The 393-nt window shown below is 59.3% G+C and carries 1 protein-coding gene; it reads left to right on the forward strand.

What is annotated here, in order from left to right:
• On the forward strand, positions 1–354 hold a 354-nt coding region (locus CR105_RS27590), incomplete at its 5' end, for a DDE-type integrase/transposase/recombinase (RefSeq protein WP_143752843.1).
• Positions 355–393 lie beyond the last annotated feature (39 nt).

Consider the following 393-nt stretch of genomic DNA (forward strand, 5'->3'; position numbering starts at 1 on the left):
AAGCGCTTCTTCGACAAGGCCATGGGAGCGAACGGCGATCCGGACAAGGTCGCGATGGACAAGAGTGGCGCCAACAAGGCGGCGATCGATGCGATCAACGCCGGCCGCGACGTGCCGATCCTGGTGCGCCAAGTCAAATACCTCAACAACATCGTCGAGCAGGACCATCGCGCCATCAAGCGGGTGACCAGGCCGATGCTCAACTTCAAATCGTTCCGGTCTGCCGGCTCCGTGCTCGCCGGCATCGAGCTGATGCACATGATCCGCAAGGGCCAGTTCGCAATCGACGGCGCTGATGCAATGTCGTTCGCCGACCAATTTTCTGTGCTGGCAGGAATAGTCCGTCCGGTTTGAGCGGCACAATGCCGTCCTAGGGAAATTCTGTCGTTTGAT

It is taken from the genome of Massilia eurypsychrophila (genome assembly GCF_002760655.1).
In the GTDB taxonomy this organism is placed as follows: Bacteria; Pseudomonadota; Gammaproteobacteria; order Burkholderiales; family Burkholderiaceae_D; genus JAFCUW01.